11 protein-coding genes and 1 pseudogene are annotated in these 17631 nt (G+C 38.1%); 7 read left to right on the forward strand and 5 right to left on the reverse strand.

Going from position 1 to position 17631, the window contains the following annotated elements; all coding sequences use genetic code 11:
- Positions 1-221: pseudogene (locus H6F39_RS11070) on the forward strand (hypothetical protein); the annotation flags it as partial.
- Between the two features lie 1104 nt (positions 222-1325).
- Here H6F39_RS11070 and H6F39_RS11075 read toward each other — a convergent pair.
- The 3 genes from H6F39_RS11075 to H6F39_RS11085 form a co-directional block, all read right to left on the reverse strand.
- A complete protein-coding gene (locus H6F39_RS11075) occupies positions 1326-2378 on the reverse strand; it encodes an anthranilate phosphoribosyltransferase family protein (protein ID WP_190396710.1) in 1053 nt (350 codons plus the stop codon).
- Complete coding sequence (locus H6F39_RS11080; protein WP_190396711.1) at positions 2378-3304, reverse strand: LysR family transcriptional regulator; 927 nt, start codon at positions 3302-3304, stop codon at positions 2378-2380. The genes H6F39_RS11075 and H6F39_RS11080 overlap by 1 nt, the downstream gene beginning before the upstream one ends.
- 199 nt (positions 3305-3503) lie before the next feature.
- On the reverse strand, positions 3504-3944 hold the full coding sequence (locus H6F39_RS11085; protein WP_190396712.1) for a ubiquinol-cytochrome c reductase iron-sulfur subunit: 441 nt from the start codon (positions 3942-3944) through the stop codon (positions 3504-3506).
- A 439-nt stretch (positions 3945-4383) separates the two neighbouring features.
- Between H6F39_RS11085 and H6F39_RS11090 the strand changes: the two genes are divergently transcribed.
- The 5 genes from H6F39_RS11090 (at position 4384) to H6F39_RS11110 (ending at position 12585) form a co-directional block, all read left to right on the forward strand.
- Positions 4384-5946 (forward strand): ferredoxin--nitrite reductase, encoded by a 1563-nt coding sequence (locus tag H6F39_RS11090; protein ID WP_137909259.1) that lies wholly within the window; start codon positions 4384-4386, stop codon positions 5944-5946.
- A gap of 230 nt (positions 5947-6176) precedes the next feature.
- A complete protein-coding gene (locus tag H6F39_RS11095; RefSeq protein ID WP_190372277.1) occupies positions 6177-7676 on the forward strand; it encodes a NarK family nitrate/nitrite MFS transporter in 1500 nt (499 codons plus the stop codon).
- Between the two features lie 374 nt (positions 7677-8050).
- Positions 8051-10231, forward strand: coding sequence for a molybdopterin oxidoreductase family protein (locus H6F39_RS11100; RefSeq protein WP_190396713.1), 2181 nt, complete (start codon positions 8051-8053; stop codon positions 10229-10231).
- A gap of 238 nt (positions 10232-10469) precedes the next feature.
- Positions 10470-10928, forward strand: coding sequence for a phosphate-starvation-inducible PsiE family protein (locus tag H6F39_RS11105; protein ID WP_190396714.1), 459 nt, complete (start codon positions 10470-10472; stop codon positions 10926-10928).
- A gap of 289 nt (positions 10929-11217) precedes the next feature.
- On the forward strand, positions 11218-12585 hold the full coding sequence (locus H6F39_RS11110) for a PrsW family glutamic-type intramembrane protease (RefSeq protein WP_137909263.1): 1368 nt from the start codon (positions 11218-11220) through the stop codon (positions 12583-12585).
- A gap of 32 nt (positions 12586-12617) precedes the next feature.
- Here H6F39_RS11110 and H6F39_RS11115 read toward each other — a convergent pair whose 3' ends face one another.
- Entirely contained in the window at positions 12618-13247 is a 630-nt protein-coding gene (locus H6F39_RS11115) for a hypothetical protein (protein WP_190372274.1), read from the reverse strand.
- Between the two features lie 66 nt (positions 13248-13313).
- Complete coding sequence (locus H6F39_RS11120) at positions 13314-14879, reverse strand: CHAT domain-containing protein (protein WP_190396715.1); 1566 nt, start codon at positions 14877-14879, stop codon at positions 13314-13316.
- Between the two features lie 202 nt (positions 14880-15081).
- Here H6F39_RS11120 and H6F39_RS11125 point away from each other — a divergent pair, with 202 nt between their 5' ends.
- Positions 15082-17484, forward strand: coding sequence for an SGNH/GDSL hydrolase family protein (locus tag H6F39_RS11125; RefSeq protein ID WP_190396716.1), 2403 nt, complete (start codon positions 15082-15084; stop codon positions 17482-17484).
- Positions 17485-17631 lie beyond the last annotated feature (147 nt).

Consider the following 17631-nt stretch of genomic DNA (forward strand, 5'->3'; position numbering starts at 1 on the left):
TTGTGCGCGGTGTCGGTGGCGATAAACTGAACTTTACAGGTATTGCCAATTTTGATGTGATTACATCAGGTAATTCTACATTAGTGCGAATTGGAGATGGTATTATTGGTAATGCTGGTTTTGGTACTGGTCAATCATTAATGACTTTATCCGGTACATCAGGATTTAATAGCACCAATGCGAGTTTAAACCTGTTCGGAGGTACTTTCTTGTTTAGTTAATAGCTTTGTTGGGTCTTCTCAACCCAATAACTTAGGGACTTTATTGTTAGGACTTTGTTGGGTTACGTTGTCGCTTAACCCAACCTACAATTATCACAAGACGCAAAAAACCGCGAAAAATTTGATTTTTAGGTGTTGACAAAGGATTTGAAATATGTTATCCTAATCTTGATAAGGAAGAACTATCTTAAATTTTAAAAGTAGGGTGTGTTAGCTGTATTCGTAACGCACCATTTTAAATCATTGACATCATCAGAAAATCCCCATCTTCATCCTGTACATCCTTTAATCAGTTGACAGTTGACAGTTAACAGGAAACAAAACGCAAAAAAACCGCGAAAAATTTTATTTTCAGGTGTTGACAAAGAATTTTAAATATGTTATCCTTATCTTGATAAGGAAGAACTATCTTAAATTTTAAAAGTAGGGTGTGTTAGCTGTATTCGTAACGCACCATATTAAATCATTGACATCATCAGAAAATCCCCATCTTCATCCTGTACATCCTTTCATCCTGGATATCCTGATTCTGACAAAATTGACAAAAGATTTTAAATATGTTATCCTCATCTTGATAAGGAAGAACTATCTGAAATTAGGTGACAGTTGACAGTTGACAGGAAACAGCCAAATAGTAGGGTGTGTTAGCAACAGCGTAGCGCACCATTGGTGAAGACTTTGGGTGTAGCATAGCGATAGCGAAGCGCTGCTGCAAGCAGTTCGCTATATAATACAGCAACTTTACCTTGTGCAGGGAAGATGCCCGCACCACAAAAGTTTTATTATTAATATCTGTACTTTGTGAATATTGGAAACTGCTGTAAAATCCCCATCTTCATCCTGTACATCCTTTCATCCTGGACATCCTGATTCTGACATCACCCCACAAAACAACAATTAACGCAAAAAAACCGCGAAAAATTTGCTTTTCAGGTGTTGACAAGGGATTTGAAATATGTTATCCTGATCTTGATAAGGAAGATCTATCTTAAATTATTTAGTAGGGTGTGTTAGCGACAGCGTAACGCACCATTTTAAATCATTGACATCATCAGAAAATCCCCCTCCTCATCCTGTACATCCTTTGATCCTGGATATCCTGGGCTAACACCACGCTTCGCTGTCAGACATCACCGTACTGATTTCGTCAAGTTTAGCCTTGACTACACCACTGCTGATTAATGCAGCAGCTTTATCTATACCCGCTTGCATATCTGGAGAAATACCACTACGCCACAAATAAAAACCACCATTCCATAAAGCTGTTTGCAGCATTTCGCTGGCGTTTCCCGTCAAAACCCCTTGCAAATCATTGATTAGTTCTGCTGTGGTAGTTAGAGGCACATTTTTAGTTATAAAACCATATTCACGGGGTACGAGTTGTAACCGAGTTAATTCATCTGGATTTAATGAAGATAAGCTAATAATGGCTGTGCGATCGCGTGGTAAATCACAACTACCCTCTAAACCTTTAATAAAAGTATATTTCCTCACCCCACGTAACCCTAAAGCCACTTGAAACATTGCTTCTGTAGGGGGATGAACAAAACCAGCAATAATGTGAGCATCACCAGCGTAGGGACACCAAATTAACTCCATGGTTGCTAATGGTGGACGTTTACCCAATTGCTCACGATATGACCACAAAATTTGATTGAGGGGAAAATGCTTTGGGGTGTAAACAAAGCCAATTCCTGTGGCTTCAAAGACCTGCTGGGTTTGTTCTAGTGTTAAACTAGTCCAATCTATTCCTAAACCTTGCCAAATTTCGATTAAAGGTAGACCATATTTTGTCGGTAAACGATCTCCTCCGTGCATAATTACAGGTTGTCCCGCAGCAGCTAATAGTAAAGCCGTAATCACATTAATCGGTGCAGTACGAGTTCTGCCATCATAGGGTATACCTAAAATAATTACAGGTTGTCCTATTGATTGCAACTTCGGACCGAGTTCATAGTAAGCGTCTAACATCCCTGCTAATTCTGCTCCCGTGGGACGTTTAATACGGTGAGCAATTAAAAATGCGCCAACTTGTACAGGTGTAGCTTCATTTAATAACATCATTCTTGTAGCCGTGGCCGCTTCATCACGGGTTAAATTTTCTGATGTGTGATTTCCGCTACCTATTTTTTGGATAAATTCTCTAAATTTAGTCATTAGTTAGTTGTCATTGCGGGAATATTATTCTTGACAAGTTGCCAAAAGTGTTGTATGGGAGGAATCTGAAGACGGTCATGAGTGGTTACCATTACTACCCGACGAGTCAAACCAGAATTATCGGCTAAATTGTTATTTTCGGCTAAGGGACGAACCGCAAGGGTAGGATCATTTCTAGATTCTATTAATGCTGACTGGGGAAGTAAAGCAATTAGTTCTCCTTGACGAACTACTCCCCGAAAAGCTTCTAAGGTATTTACTTCTAAAGCCGCGCTGAGTTTGGTTGACCTACTTTCAAATTTATCCTGAATGAGACGCTGCATCCCATAACCTTCTTTAAATACTACTTGACGATAGCGAATTAATTCTAACCAAGGGATAGATTCATATTCAGATAGGGGATGATTAGCTGCAACTAAAACCTCTATTGGTTCATCATATAGCACTTCTACCACCATTTCCTTACCTGTGATTAAAAAGCGATTGTGCATAACAATTGCTAAATCTACTAAACCATCTTTGAGAACTTTTAGCGAGCGATCGCTTCCCAATGATGTTACCCGCAATTGTACCTCTGGGTAATCATGGCAAAATTTTTGTAACACTGGTGGTAAATAAGAAGCACAAACAGAATGAATGACTGCAATACATAATTCTGGTTGCTTTCCTCCCATTAAGTCCGTTAACTCTTGTGTAGCAGATTCCCATTCTTGACAAATTTTCTGGACACGGGGGAGTAAGCGTTCACCGCTTAAAGTTAATTTAGCATGAGTACTGCGGTGAAACAGTTCTACCCCCAAATTTGCCTCTAGTCCTTGAATTTGTCTACTAATGGTAGATTGGGTAACACCACATTGTTTTGCAGCTTGTTGAAAACTGCCAGTTTGTGCGATCGCCAAAAAGGCTTGCAACTGCTCTAAACGCATTTTGATTTAGCCTGATGATACATGATAAATTTAACGGACTTAACTCATTTTCCGTATAATTTTAATTTAACTAATTTTTCATTTAGTATTTACTTCATACAAATAAATTAGTGGAAATACTAGCTAATAAGTGATTATTTACTCTGATAGAGATTATTGAAAAAGGGTTTCCGTCAGAAACCCAGGGTTTCAGAACATCTTAAACTGTTTTCACAAACACAGAACCAGCTTCAATCTTTGTTTGGTAAGTTTTGAGGGGCTTTTTAGCAGGACTCCGTTTGAGTTTACCATCACGAGCAAACTCTGCACCATGGCAGGGACAGACAAATTTATTTTCTTTTGCTTTCCAGTCAATGGTACAACCTTCATGAGAACAAGTAGGATTAACAGCGATTAAACTTTTAACAGCTTTCGATGTTCCCACCACCAACACTGCACCAATTGGCGAATTTTCCGCCAATAATTGACCAGTTTTGTCTAATTGTGCCACAGTACCCACCTTTTGCCAGCCTTTTTTAGCAGTATTAGATCTAGAACTAGGTGCTGCGGTTGTTTCAGGAGAACAAGCCGCAATTGCTATAGGTAGAGAACTAGCTAAAAAACCCAATCCCACCCAGTTGATAAAGTCACGACGTTTCATAATTGCTTTCAACAATATCTGATTTATTACCAATGAATATATATTAATACTGCCAAAATTTGATCAAATTTCTACATTTTAACACCTTAGTTAAATCAAAAAACCTTAAAGCTTTTACTCTCTGTGCCTGAAGCGTCTCTACGTGAGACAAATTCCTATCTTCATATACAAACGCATTAAAATTTATACAAGCTCATCTAGAAAAACAAATTTTTGATTTATGCAATCATAGCAATTATGATATCCATTTTTTGCATAATCACTTGATTTTAGTAACCTAGTATACGAATTGTTATAAAAAATCACACTAAGTTATCAATATCGCAACTGTTACAAACACAAAACAGGAAACTACTATCAGTTATTTCCCCAAAGTGGTAAATACAGAAGTGATGAAAGGGTACACAGTTAATTAAGTCCTATCTGCCAAGAAAAGACCATGATAGATACAGCAGCTACCACAGAAAAACTGAATAAATTCGAGAAATTCAAAGCCGAAAAAGACGGACTCGCGGTTAAGAACGAAATAGAGCAGTTCGCGCAAATCGGTTGGGAAGCAATGGACGAAAATGACCTTAACCACCGCCTAAAATGGTTAGGTGTATTCTTCCGTCCAGTGACTCCTGGTAAATTCATGATGCGAATGCGGATACCTAATGGTATTCTCACTAGCAATCAATTATCGGTTTTAGCAGAGGTACTACAGCGTTACGGTGACGACGGCAGCGCTGACATTACCACTAGACAGAATATACAACTACGCGGCATAAAAATTCAAGATATTCCCAATATCTTTAATAAATTTCACAAAGTGGGATTGACTACTATCCAATCTGGGATGGATAATATCCGCAATATTACAGGTGATCCTGTAGCTGGTTTGGACATAAATGAATTATATGATACCAGAGAATTAGTCCAGCAAATCCAGGATATGCTGACTAACAATGGTGAAGGTAATCCAGAATTTAGTAATCTTCCTCGGAAATTTAACATTGCAATTACTGGGGGAAGAGATAATTCAGTTCACGCAGAAATTAACGATTTAGCCTTTATTCCCGCTTTTTTGACAAATCAAGAGCAAATACCAGTCTTTGGCTTTAACGTCATTGTCGGTGGTTTATTTTCCGCAAAACGTTGTGAAACCGCTATGCCTTTAAATGTTTGGGTATTACCGGCCGATGTTGTATCATTATCCAAAGTCATTGTCGAGATATTTCGAGATCATGGTTTACGCGCAAACAGACAAAAAGCCCGGTTGATTTGGCTACTCGATGAGTGGGGTATAGAAAAATTCCGCACAGAAGTAGAAAAGCGTTTTGGTAAATCATTATTACCCGCAGCAGCGAAAGATGAAATTAACTGGGAAAAACGGGATCATCTAGGCATATATAAACAAAAGCAAGCGGGATTTAACTACGCAGGTTTAAATATTCCCGTGGGGAGATTATCTGCTCATGATATGTTGGAAATTGCGCGGTTAGCGGAAGTTTACGGAAGTGGAGAAATCCGGTTTACCGTAGAACAAAATGTTATTATCCCCAACATTCCCGATAGTAGTTTAACACAATTTTACACAGAAGGCATATTAGAGAAATTTGCAGTTAACCCTGGCTTATTAATGCGATCATTGGTATCATGTACTGGCGCACAATTTTGTAATTTTGCCTTAATAGAAACCAAAAATCGCGCCTTAGAAATGATTAAATCATTGGAATCTGAATTAACTTTATCACATCCGGTGCGAATTCATTGGACAGGATGCCCAAATTCCTGTGGACAGACCCAAGTAGCAGATATTGGCCTCATGGGAACTAAAGTCCGTAAAAATGGGCAAATGTTAGAAGGTGTGGATATTTATATGGGTGGAACAGTGGGGAAAGATGCACATTTAGGAACTTGTGTGAAAAAAGGTATTCCTTGCGAAGACTTACAACCCATATTAAGAGAAATACTAATTACTCAATTTGGGGCAAAATTACGAGAACCAGCAATAGCTTAAAACCAAAAATTAACCTCATAAACTAGATATTAAATCATCTGGGTTTATCAGTGGTTGATAAATCATCAATTTTGGCAATTTAATCATTGTCAGTGAATTTTCGTAAGTAGGTGAACAGAAAAAAACCGACATAGGTAACGAAAAGTAAAGTTGCCCTGTTCCCTGTTCCCTGTTCCCTTGTCATAACGACAATTTTTAACGCCAACCTACTTATTTTGTGAGCAAATAAAATGCTAAAAGGACTATTTTCACTTCAAGGACGTTATCGGATTTTACATCAGACATGGTTGGCATTTTTCTTAACCTTTGTTTGTTGGTTTAACTTTGCCCCCTTTGCAACCACAATTGGTAAAGAATTACATTTAGCACCAGAACAAATTAAAACCTTAGGAATTTGTAACCTAGCATTAACAATTCCCGCGCGGATTATTATTGGGATGTTATTGGATAAATTCGGTCCAAGAATTACCTATTCCCTATTATTAATGTTTGCGATTATCCCCTGTTTATTCACAGCATTAGCCCAAGACTTCAACCAATTAGTAATTAGTCGTTTATTAATGGGAATAGTTGGTTCTGGGTTTGTTGTTGGTATTCGCATGGTAGCAGAGTGGTTTCCTCCTAAAGAAATGGGAATTGCTCAAGGTATTTATGGAGGTTGGGGTAACTTTGGAGCATTTGGATCAGAATTTGCATTACCAACAATTGCAATTGCAACTAGCTTTTTAGATGGTGGTTTATCTAATTGGCGTTTGACCATTGCATTAACAGGAATTGTCACCGCAGTTTACGGCTTATTCTACTATCAAAACGTGCAAGATACACCCCATGGTAAAGTTTATCAAAAACCCAAGAAAAATGGATCATTAGAAGTAACTTCCATCAAAAGTTTTTGGGCGCTGATTGTTTCTAATTTTGGTTTAATCTTCGCATTAGGTTTATTAGCTTGGAGACTAGAACAAAAGAAAATTCATTTTCTCACACTCAGCCAAATGTATATAGTTTGGATTGTCTTAGCAGGATTATTTGCTTATCAAACCTATCAAGCATATCAAGTCAATCAAGAATTACTAATAGGACAAAAAACCTACCCAGCAAATCAACGTTATCAATTTGGACAAGTAGCATTATTAGAATTTACCTACATTACCAACTTTGGTTCAGAACTAGCAGCGGTTTCCATGCTACCTGCATTCTTTGAAAAAACCTTTGGTTTGGAACATATTGTAGCCGGAATGATTGCATCTATTTATCCGTTTCTTAATCTATTTTCTCGTCCTAGTGGCGGTTTAATTTCTGATAAATTAGGTTCGCGTAAATGGACAATGACCATTATTTCCGCTGGAATTGCAATTGGCTACTTAATGGCACATTTCATTAACAAAGATTGGCCTATTCCCCTGGCAATTGCAGTCACAATGTTTACCGCTTACTTTGCCCAAGCTGGTTGTGGTGCAACTTACGGAATAGTCCCATTAATCAAAAAAGAAGCAACCGGACAAATAGCTGGAAACGTTGGTGCTTATGGTAATTTTGGTGGCGTAGTTTATCTAACAATCTACAGTTTAACAGACCCATCAACCCTATTTGCCACAATGGGAATAGCTGCAATGATTTGCGCCTTTATGTGTGGATTCTTCCTCAAAGAACCAAAAGATTCATTTGCATCTGACAATGAAATTGAAGAAGCAAAAATTAACCACCAACCAATTTTAATAGTAGAAGAATAAATATCTCACGCCAAGGCGCGAAGGTAATAACTCAAGTTGCTAGTTATCTAGTTGAGGCTGGTAATGGGTAATTGGTAATGGGTAATTGGTGAGTAATTTTCTGTTTTTATCCTGTTCATCCTTTAATCTTGGATATCCTGATTATGACATTTTCCCTAACTAGCAACTTACGTTAATAACATAAACTCTGCGCCTGAAGCGTCTCCCCGTGAAATCAAAAATTATAACTAAGTAGGTGAACCGAAGAAAACCGACATAAGTAACGAAAAGTAAAGTTGCCCAAAACCTCTTCCCAGTTAAGAGTTAAGAGTTCGCTGTTCCCTGTTCCCTGTTCCCTTGTCATAACGACAATTTTTAACGCCAACCTACTTACCATGAATGAATTTACTAAAACACTTTGTCCTTATTGCGGTGTCGGTTGCGGTTTAGAAGTTTCTCCACCAGCCCAACATGGAAAAGCCACAAATCGAGATGATCAAGGAATTCCCATTTGGCGAGTTAGAGGTGATAAATCCCACCCTTCCAGTCAGGGAATGGTATGTGTTAAAGGTGCGACTATTGCTGAATCTTTGGATAAAAATAGATTGTATCATCCTATGGTGCGCGATTCTTTAAATGAAGAATTTCGGCGTGTGAGTTGGAATGAAGCTTTTCATATTATTACCCAACGGATTCAAACATTGCAATTGAATCAAGCTACAGATTCAATTTGTATGTACGGTTCTGGACAATTCCAAACCGAAGATTATTATATTGCTCAAAAGCTACTCAAAGGTTGTTTAGGAACTAATAATTTCGATGCTAATTCCCGGTTGTGTATGTCTAGTGCGGTATCTGGGTACATTCAAAGTTTTGGCTCTGATGGTCCTCCTTGTTGTTACGATGATTTGGAATTAACTGATTGTGCTTTTTTAATTGGCACAAATACGGCGGAATGTCATCCAATTATTTTTAATCGCTTGGAAAAATATCATAAAAAAAATCGTCGTGTTAAAATAATTGTGGTTGATCCTCGGTGCACTCCTACCGCAGAAGCAGCCGATTTACATTTAGCTATTCGTCCAGGTACGGATATTGATTTATTAAATGGTATTGCCTATTTATTAATGAAATGGAATTATATAGATACGGTTTTTATTGATGATTGTACTAACAATTTTCCGGCTTATGCGGAAGTAATTCGCCATTATTCACCGGAGGTTGTCGCTAATAGTTGTGGTATTAGTGTTGAAGATTTAGAAACTGCTGCTAAATATTGGGGAAAATCAAAATCTGTACTTTCTTTATGGTCAATGGGTGTTAATCAATCTTCCGAAGGTACGGCTAAAGTTAGAACCATTATTAATTTACATTTGATGACCGGACAAATCGGTAAACCTGGTGCTGGTCCTTTTTCTTTAACTGGTCAACCTAATGCTATGGGTGGTAGAGAAGCGGGAGGTTTATCACATTTATTACCCGGTTATCGGTTAGTAAAAAATCCACAGCACCGCGCAGAAGTTGAGGCTTTTTGGGGTTTAGAAACAGGTCAGATTTCCTCCGTTCCGGGTTTAACTGCTTGGGAAATGATCACTGGGTTAGAAACTGGAAATGTGGGTTTATTATGGATTGCTGCGACTAATCCTGCTGTGAGTATGCCAGATTTAGAACGCACTAAACAAGCTTTATTAAAGTCTCCTTTTACTATCTATCAAGATGCTTATTATCCTACGGAAACATCAGCTTATGCTCATGTTTTATTACCTGCGTCTCAGTGGGGTGAAAAAACTGGCATTATGACTAATTCGGAAAGAAGGGTAACTCTATGTTCGGCTTTTCGTGAACCACCCAGGGAAGCAAAACCTGACTGGGAAATTTTCGCAGAAGTTGGCAAAAGATTAGGTTTTGCTGATAAGTTTAATTTCCAAAATTCGGCGGAAGTTTATCAAGAATTTGTCCAGTTAACTCGTCAGCGTCCTTGTGATATGTCTGGTTTAAGTCATGGGTTTTTAGCTGCACAAGGTCCAACTCATTGGCCTTATTCACGAGGTAGTAATTCAGAAACTAAACGTCTATATACTAATTTACGTTTTCATACCCCTGACGGACGCGCTAGGTTTGGTGCGTATTATTCTCAAGGACTCGCTGAACCACCTGATCCCAACTATCCTTTTATATTAACTACTGGTAGATTGTACGGTCATTGGCACACACAAACACGCACTGGCAGAATTGAGAAAATTCGCAAACTGCACCCCCAACCGTTTATCGAAATTCATCCCCGTGATGCTGCTAGTTTAGGTATTATTAATAATCAGTGGTTAGAAGTGCGATCGCGTCGTGGTACAACTAAGTTCCCTGCTAAAGTTACAAAAGCTATTTCTCCCGGTACTGTCTTTGTCCCTATCCACTGGGGTAAACTATGGGCTGATGACGCTGAAGCTAATACGCTTACTCATTCAGAAGCTTGTCCTGATTCTCTGCAACCAGAATTAAAGGCCTGTGCTGTGCAATTAATCCCCATTGCTGTAAAATCTAATGTTAAAAGTTATCAACTTCAATCGTCCCCATGGTAAGCTCTTATCCATACACTAATTTAACTCATAACTAATTTAACTCCTAGGCGATTATCAATCGTTATGATTATGTTTTTAAATATTCTGGAAAACAGAAAAGTTTCCAACTAGTTTAAAATTAAGAAACTTCAAAAACTTTTAATTGGTGAATTTTTAATTTTTAATTGTTTATCCCCTAGATTTATCTATGGGATTTTTGTTTGATATTTTCTTCCTAATTTTCAACAAGGAGCGCCCAATGAGAAAGTTAATTAAGGATTTTCTAGGACTTGCCAGCGATAAAAATTTCATGCACATAATTGAAATTGTCGAGGTCATAGTTTCAAAAATCCTATCTTTATTGATGATAGTAGTAATATTTGCCACACTTTTTGACTTGGCAATCTTTGTTTTTAAGGAAATATTTTTTTCAGAAAAAGGTCATTTTAGTCAAACATTATTTAAGATTTTTGGCTTATTTCTCAATGTCTTAATCGCTTTAGAAATATTAGAAAATATCACGGCTTACCTGAAAAAGCACGTTCTCCAAGTCGAGTTAGTTATTGTTACTTCCTTAATTGCTATTGCTCGAAAAATTATTATTCTTGATTTGAAAGCTACTGAGGGTATAGAAATTATTGGCTTAGGTATTGCTATTCTTTCCTTATCAATTAGTTATTTGATAATTCGGAGTAGTAATTCTAGAAAGGAAAATTAAATCAGGACTATTCTAGAATAATCCTTAGGCTAGTAGTCGGGTATCTGATCCTTTCCAGGCTTAGATAGTTTTTTACTATCACCTATTTGCATATTCTTGTGTAAATTCTGTTTTGATTTTGTATTTTGAATGGAAACAAAGGGAAGGTTAGTGAAGCTATAGTATATTTATTTAGCAATGGTGCGGCTGTAGAGCTAAAGTACAAAATAGAAAGTGCCTAGCATTGTTTTAGCCCTAAGCCATGCTTCCATAAAGCTAGAGAATCTGTTTAGACACCCTCACTAACTCGATGACAGGCAAAAAAGCAAGACAGAATGCATTTCTGCGGCTGGTGGCGAAAACGACTACGCCACGCGAGCTATCGGTTGAAGTTTCAGAGTCAGCATCTCGCTACTGGTTGCTTACTGGCAAAGAAATGGTAATTGGACGTGACCCTAGCTGCCAAATTGTCTTGGATGCCATGATATACCGGATGGTATCTCGTCGTCATGCGGTAGTTTCCACTGTTCAGCAAAAGGATGGCCATTACAACTGGGTAATTTGTGATTTGAATAGTGCTAATGGCACTTTTTTAAATGGAGAACACTTAGAAGGATGTCAAGAATTACTTATGGGCGATCGCATTTCCCTTGGTACTGATGGACCACAATTTGTCTTCGAGTATGAGATTATCACTCCACCAAAGATGATAGCTCTGAATAAAGCTACAGTATTATCCTCTGTCAATAAACAAAATTCGTCTTTAAAGCAAGATTCTGTCAGCTTCACACAATTATTTCCGATTATTTCTACTGGTAAGGACTTAACCCGGAAAGCTTACTTAATACCGGGAATCCTGACGGTATTTTTTGTCGTGCTAATGTTTGCTACTGTAGGTCATCCCCAAGCTAATCAAGTAATTGTAGGATCTTATATCGCTTTTGCTGCTTACTACTTTGTTTATCAGCTTTGTGGTAAACCTAAACCTTGGTGGGTACTCATGGCTGTAGCACTGAGTACAATGTTAATTTTACTCAGTCCTCTGTTAGACTTATTTATCAAAGTATTCAGAGAGATTTTACCTGGCTCCTTGGACCCTGCTTCTCAAAATGGGATTACCTTTACCGAATTACTAGTACGGATGTTTTTTGGTGCGGGATTAATGGAGGAGTTGCTAAAAATATTACCAGTATTAGCAGCATATCTGATGGGAAATTTATTACCGTCACCCTGGCGAGAACGAATTGGGGTTTGGGAACCTCTAGATGGTATCCTTTTAGGTACGGCTTCCGCTGTGGGTTTTACTTTACTGGAAACTCTTGGTCAATATGTACCCTTAATTTCTGAAAATTCTGGTCAATTGGTGGGTTTACAGCTACTAATTCCCCGCATTTTAGGCTCTGTAGCTGGACACATGGCTTACAGCGGCTATTTAGGCTATTTTATTGGTTTGGCTGTGTTAAAACCCCTGAGAGGAAAGCAAATTCTCTCAGTAGGTTATTTGAGCGCCTCTGCACTTCACGCTTTATGGAATGCGACAGGTTCTATTAATGCTTTTTTGTTGGTCGTAGTTGGTGTTTTATCTTATGCTTTTTTAATGGCGGCTATTCTCAAAGCACGAGTATTATCACCAACCAGATCACAAAACTTCGCTACCCGCTTTCTTGACCCAAAATAAACTCCAAAATCAACTATGGCAACAGAGTAAAATTAGGGTTGAGAGTTAGATTTTGAAAGATATTCCAGGGCATAATTTGCGATCGCTAAACTAATTTTAGCCTGTTCTATTTCTGATAAATTAGACCAATCTCGATTTTCCAAGTCTTTAATTACAGATGTCAATTTATCTGGTTCACTACTTCGCATATAATAAGCAAAAGGACGGGCTAAAACTAATAGATCATCTCTGTCCCAATTGGGTAATAAAGTTTGTACACATTCTACTAGTTTCTCACTGGCTGATTTTTCCACCATCAAGACGACTGTAGCTTTTTGTGCGATATCCATGAGCAAGAATTCAGGGATCACCGAAAAAGCATTTGACAAAGCTTTTTGGAGGTAATTAACTGTATTATTCCTAATATTTCCAGTTTCAGCCACAGTTTGTCCCCAAATTTTATCTAAATTATGATAAAAATTATTGGCATTTTCTATCAGTTTGCTTGCTGAGAAATCTTGCCTGTTAAACTGTTGTTCTAAATCATCAAAATAAGCCTCGGAGCATACATCAGCCGGATTCCATGGGTAAATAGCATCTTCAGATGCTAACAGTGCTTCTAGTAGTTCTAAATCGAGAGCATTGAAGTTGTTAATATTTTTCATGTTCCTGTCATTATTCATTCGGTCTTGTTGATAGCTACAATCTCAAAAATTAAGTTTTCGTATTAATTCAATAATTTATTGATATTATTCACGAATAAATTCCCAAATTTCACCGTTAGCACTGCCAAACATTAACTGCATTCCTGATGTTAAAGGTACTTCCTCCCGGAGGATCTGTTGCCAACCGTTGGGGCTTAAATACCAGGTAGTTCCATAAGTAGATACATCTTGCAGATAATAAATCGTACTCAGTGTATTTTCAATTAGGGTATTTCGGCATAAAATTTTCGCGTGGTGTCTAGAAATATAAATTTCCGGGATCACAATATCATTATCCCTCGTGCGGCCGATGCGGGTGACTCCAGGACCTAATAACCAAGTTTTCCCCCCGGGTGAGAGCGATCTCATACAAGCTGTCTTTACAGGCGAATATATGCGAGAATCGGGAATTTCTGTAATTCCTTCATCTACGCTTTTAATTAGTTCTCCATCAAAATCAGGATGGAGGTAGAGAACTGGTAATGTCCAAGCTGGTTGATTGAATTTATACAGTGTTAACAGTTCTTGTCTCGCGGCTGCTACTGCTTCATCAATTGATTTGCCCCGTCGCAATGCTTCCGCAAAAGCTTTAATAAAAGTATGACTTTCAGCATCAGTAATTTCATCACGCATCCCTAATACAGCAGGTACACCATGGCGAATCAGCACTTCTGCCAAACTACTAGCAGGTATAGCTTGGTGATTGATTGCTGCTGGTCGCGCTCCCCAACAAGCGTTAAAAACTCCTAGTTTTACACCTGTACGAGTGAGAACATGAGCTAATTCTATGCCATTAATGTTGTCTCCAGTCGCTAAAAATAATAAGCCTCCATCTGGGTCTGGTAGTCCGTGTCCGCCATAAAATAAAACATTATAAGCTTTGGTTTCTAACTCCTGAATTAACTCTGTTCTGGTGGGTTGTATCAGTGTTTTCATTGTACAAGGTGCATATTCTGAGGCGGTTTTTCCTGCAGGACGATCTTTTAATAAGATATTTTTCAGTAAGGACACTTCCTGATCTAGTTGTAATTTATGATCACATCCTAATACCACCAGAATATTTAAAGCTTTATCAGTTCGCAAATGTGATAGAGGTTCAACTTCATTGCTGGTGCGACTAAATAAAATATCCTGGGTCAGAGATATAGCTCGTTGTCCGGCTTGCGGCTGCATAATTTCCCAAGGTAAGGCAATTAGATCAGGATCACGAATTTCCAACCGAAAGCGTAATTGCCTTTTTTGCCCCGTAGCCATACCCCGGCTACGTTCCCAACTACTAAGAATCACTCCATCAAATACCCACTGCCATAATTTGATGCCCAAGGATTGCATCAAACGAACACTGTAAGGACTTTTAGTTTGACCTTCAACCGCTGAAATTTCAGCTAGGGGTAGGCTAACTGATGGAAAAGTTGAAGCATGGGTAATATCTAAGGGACTCTTGCTGGCAAACATTTGCCGCCATTGTTGCCAAACTTGATTCAGTTCGGCGGAAAAAACACAATCACGGAGAACATAGCCACTGGGATAGGGAGCTTTGACTACCCAAATGACGAAGTTATCTGTACCAGTATTGACTAGACGGGCGATCGCTAAATTCAGACCGGACATGGCTTGGGGAACTAAATGTTAAACAGATACAAATATTCTAGGCAGAAAGGAAAATTAGACAAGCAAGTATTTTTGCCATGGATAATATTTATTTTTAGACAATATAGTGTAAAATAGTTTTGTTTGTATCATCACTCACTCAAGTTATCACTATTTGCCAATTTTACTGACGAAAAACGTTAATAACTATACATACATTAGCATGACAATTACAGTTGAAAACCTTAATAGAGTGCCAATTTTAAATAGTGCGATCGCAGATCAAACAGGTAAGGTCAATTCTACCTTCACATTTACACTGCCTGAAAATACCTTTTCCGACCTAGACGCAGTTAATCCTTATAAGAACCTGGTCATCTTTGGTGACAGTTTATCAGATACAGGTAACGCCTACCAAGCATCAGGTAATACCTTTCCACCACCACCTAATTATCAAGGTCGTCTTTCTAATGGCTTAATTTGGATTGATTACCTGGCACGAAATTTACAATTTACAGACCAATCAATTGAAAACTTCGCCTTTTCGGGGGCAAATACAGGGGTAAGCAACACTTTTGGGCAAATCACTGTACCTGGCTTACTAACACAAATTCAGCAATTTAAAACTTTAAATACCGCCACACCCGTGGGTAAAGATGGATTGTACGTAATCTGGGCTGGTGGTAATGATTTTCTAAATCTTGCCACCAATCCTACTCAAGCTATAACTAATGCAGTTACTAATATTAGTAGTGCGATTACAACGTTAGCAGAATTAGGTGCTAAAGAAATTGTTGTTGGCAATTTACCAGATTTGGGTGCTACTCCTTTAAGTATTGCTAATAATAATGTAGATAATGCCAGATTAATTTCTATTGGCTTTAATGCAGCTTTAACCCAAGCTTTAACCAACTTAGAACCAGTCCTCAATGTTGATTTATCTTTAGTAGATATCTTTGGTTTGAGTGCAGCATTTCAGGCTAATCCTGCTAGTTACAACTTTACTAATATTACCCAACCTCTAATTACAGCCACTAATCCAGTTGACCCAAATCAATACGCTTTCTGGGACGATTTTCATCCCACGACAAAACTTCATCAATTATTCACAGCTACATTTGAAAATACGCTGCTCAATGAGGGCGTAATTCCTGATTTGATTAAATATTCAGCTACTTTAGCTGATGGCAGTAATTTACCAGACTGGCTGAATTTTAACTCTACAACTCGAACCTTTACTGGTACTCCTAAAACAGCAAATATAGGTCAATTAAATGTCAAGGTGATTGCTACAGATAAGGACGGAGCGAATGTTAGTGATATCTTTACTCTCTATGTAGAAAACGTCAACAATACACCTACTAACATCACCATAAATAATAGCAACATTGCCGAAAACCAAGCCATTGGTACAGTGATTGGTAATCTTTCCACTACAGACCCAGATACAGGAAACACCTTTACCTATAGTTTAGTATCAGGAGGTGGTGCAACTGATAACAGTTTATTCACTATTACCAATAATCAACTTAAAACCAACTCTGTATTTAACTTTGAAGCCAAAAACAGTTACAGCATTAGAGTCAAAACCACAGACCAGGGTGGGTTATCTTTCGAGAAACAATTAACCATTGGAGTCAGTAACGTTAACGAAACTCCTACTAACCTAACACTATCCACCAGCACAGTTGCGGAAAACAAGACTGTTGGTACAGTGATTGGTAATCTTAGTAGCACAGACCCAGATGCTAACAACACCTTTACCTATAGTTTAGTATCAGGAACAGGTGCAACAGATAATAGTTTATTTACCATTAGCGGAAATCAACTTAAAACCAACTCTGTCTTTGACTTTGAAACCAAAAACAGTTACAGTATTCGCGTTCAAACCAGAGACCAGGGTGGTTTAACCTATCAAAAACAATTGACTATAAATATCAGCGACCTAACAGACAATACAATCACTGGTACAGCAAATACAAATAACATTACCACCACCAACGACAAAGATATCATTGATGCAGTTGCAGGAAATGACACAATTACCAGCGTCTTTACCAACTTACAACAAAATGACAACATCAATGGTGGTCTTGGCACAGATACCCTGATTATTACCGGGGGAACAAGTGCTAATAGTCTGACAATTAATGCTAACAACACCACTAATCAAATTGGCAATATTCCTGGAACAACAGTATTAGGATTTGAACGCTTTGATTTAAGTAGCTTTACAGGTAACGTCAATTTTACTGGTACTGATGGTAATGATTGGATTAAAGGTGGTTCTGGTATTGATAATTTATCTGGTGGTAAAGGTAACGACAGCCTGTACTTAGGTAATGATACTGCTGTAGATAACGTTAACTACGTTCTTGGTCATGGTACAGATACAGTTTACCAATTTGTGCGCGGTGCTGGTGGCGATAAACTGAACTTTACAGGTATTGCCAATTTTGATGTGATTACATCAGGTAATTCTACATTAGTGCGGGCTGGAGATGGTATTATTGGTAATGCTGGTTTTGGTACTGGTCAATCATTAGTGACTTTATCCGGTACATCAGGATTTAATAGCACCAATGCGAGTTTAAACCTGTTCGGAGGTAATTTCTTGTTTAGTTAATAGCTTTGTTGGGTTGAGAAAATCCAACACCCAAGCTAAAATAAATTAGGTGATAATGGTGGGTTACGCTACGCTAACCCACCCTACAATTATCTACAATCATCACAAGCAACCCCACTACCCCACCCTCAAAAAATGGCATTTTAT

This window comes from Dolichospermum sp. FACHB-1250, from assembly GCF_014696335.1.
Classification (GTDB): domain Bacteria; phylum Cyanobacteriota; class Cyanobacteriia; order Cyanobacteriales; family Nostocaceae; genus Dolichospermum; species Dolichospermum planctonicum.

Coding starts and splice junctions, on each gene's coding strand:
- H6F39_RS11100 (WP_190396713.1), top strand. CDS start 8,051: ATGAATGAATTTACTAAAACACTTTGTCCTTATTGCGGTGTCGGTTGC.
- H6F39_RS11095 (WP_190372277.1), top strand. CDS start 6,177: ATGCTAAAAGGACTATTTTCACTTCAAGGACGTTATCGGATTTTACAT.
- H6F39_RS11105 (WP_190396714.1), top strand. CDS start 10,470: ATGAGAAAGTTAATTAAGGATTTTCTAGGACTTGCCAGCGATAAAAAT.
- H6F39_RS11125 (WP_190396716.1), top strand. CDS start 15,082: ATGACAATTACAGTTGAAAACCTTAATAGAGTGCCAATTTTAAATAGT.
- H6F39_RS11120 (WP_190396715.1), bottom strand. CDS start 14,879: ATGTCCGGTCTGAATTTAGCGATCGCCCGTCTAGTCAATACTGGTACA.
- H6F39_RS11115 (WP_190372274.1), bottom strand. CDS start 13,247: ATGAATAATGACAGGAACATGAAAAATATTAACAACTTCAATGCTCTC.
- H6F39_RS11090 (WP_137909259.1), top strand. CDS start 4,384: ATGATAGATACAGCAGCTACCACAGAAAAACTGAATAAATTCGAGAAA.
- H6F39_RS11085 (WP_190396712.1), bottom strand. CDS start 3,944: ATGAAACGTCGTGACTTTATCAACTGGGTGGGATTGGGTTTTTTAGCT.
- H6F39_RS11075 (WP_190396710.1), bottom strand. CDS start 2,378: ATGACTAAATTTAGAGAATTTATCCAAAAAATAGGTAGCGGAAATCAC.
- H6F39_RS11080 (WP_190396711.1), bottom strand. CDS start 3,304: ATGCGTTTAGAGCAGTTGCAAGCCTTTTTGGCGATCGCACAAACTGGC.
- H6F39_RS11110 (WP_137909263.1), top strand. CDS start 11,218: ATGACAGGCAAAAAAGCAAGACAGAATGCATTTCTGCGGCTGGTGGCG.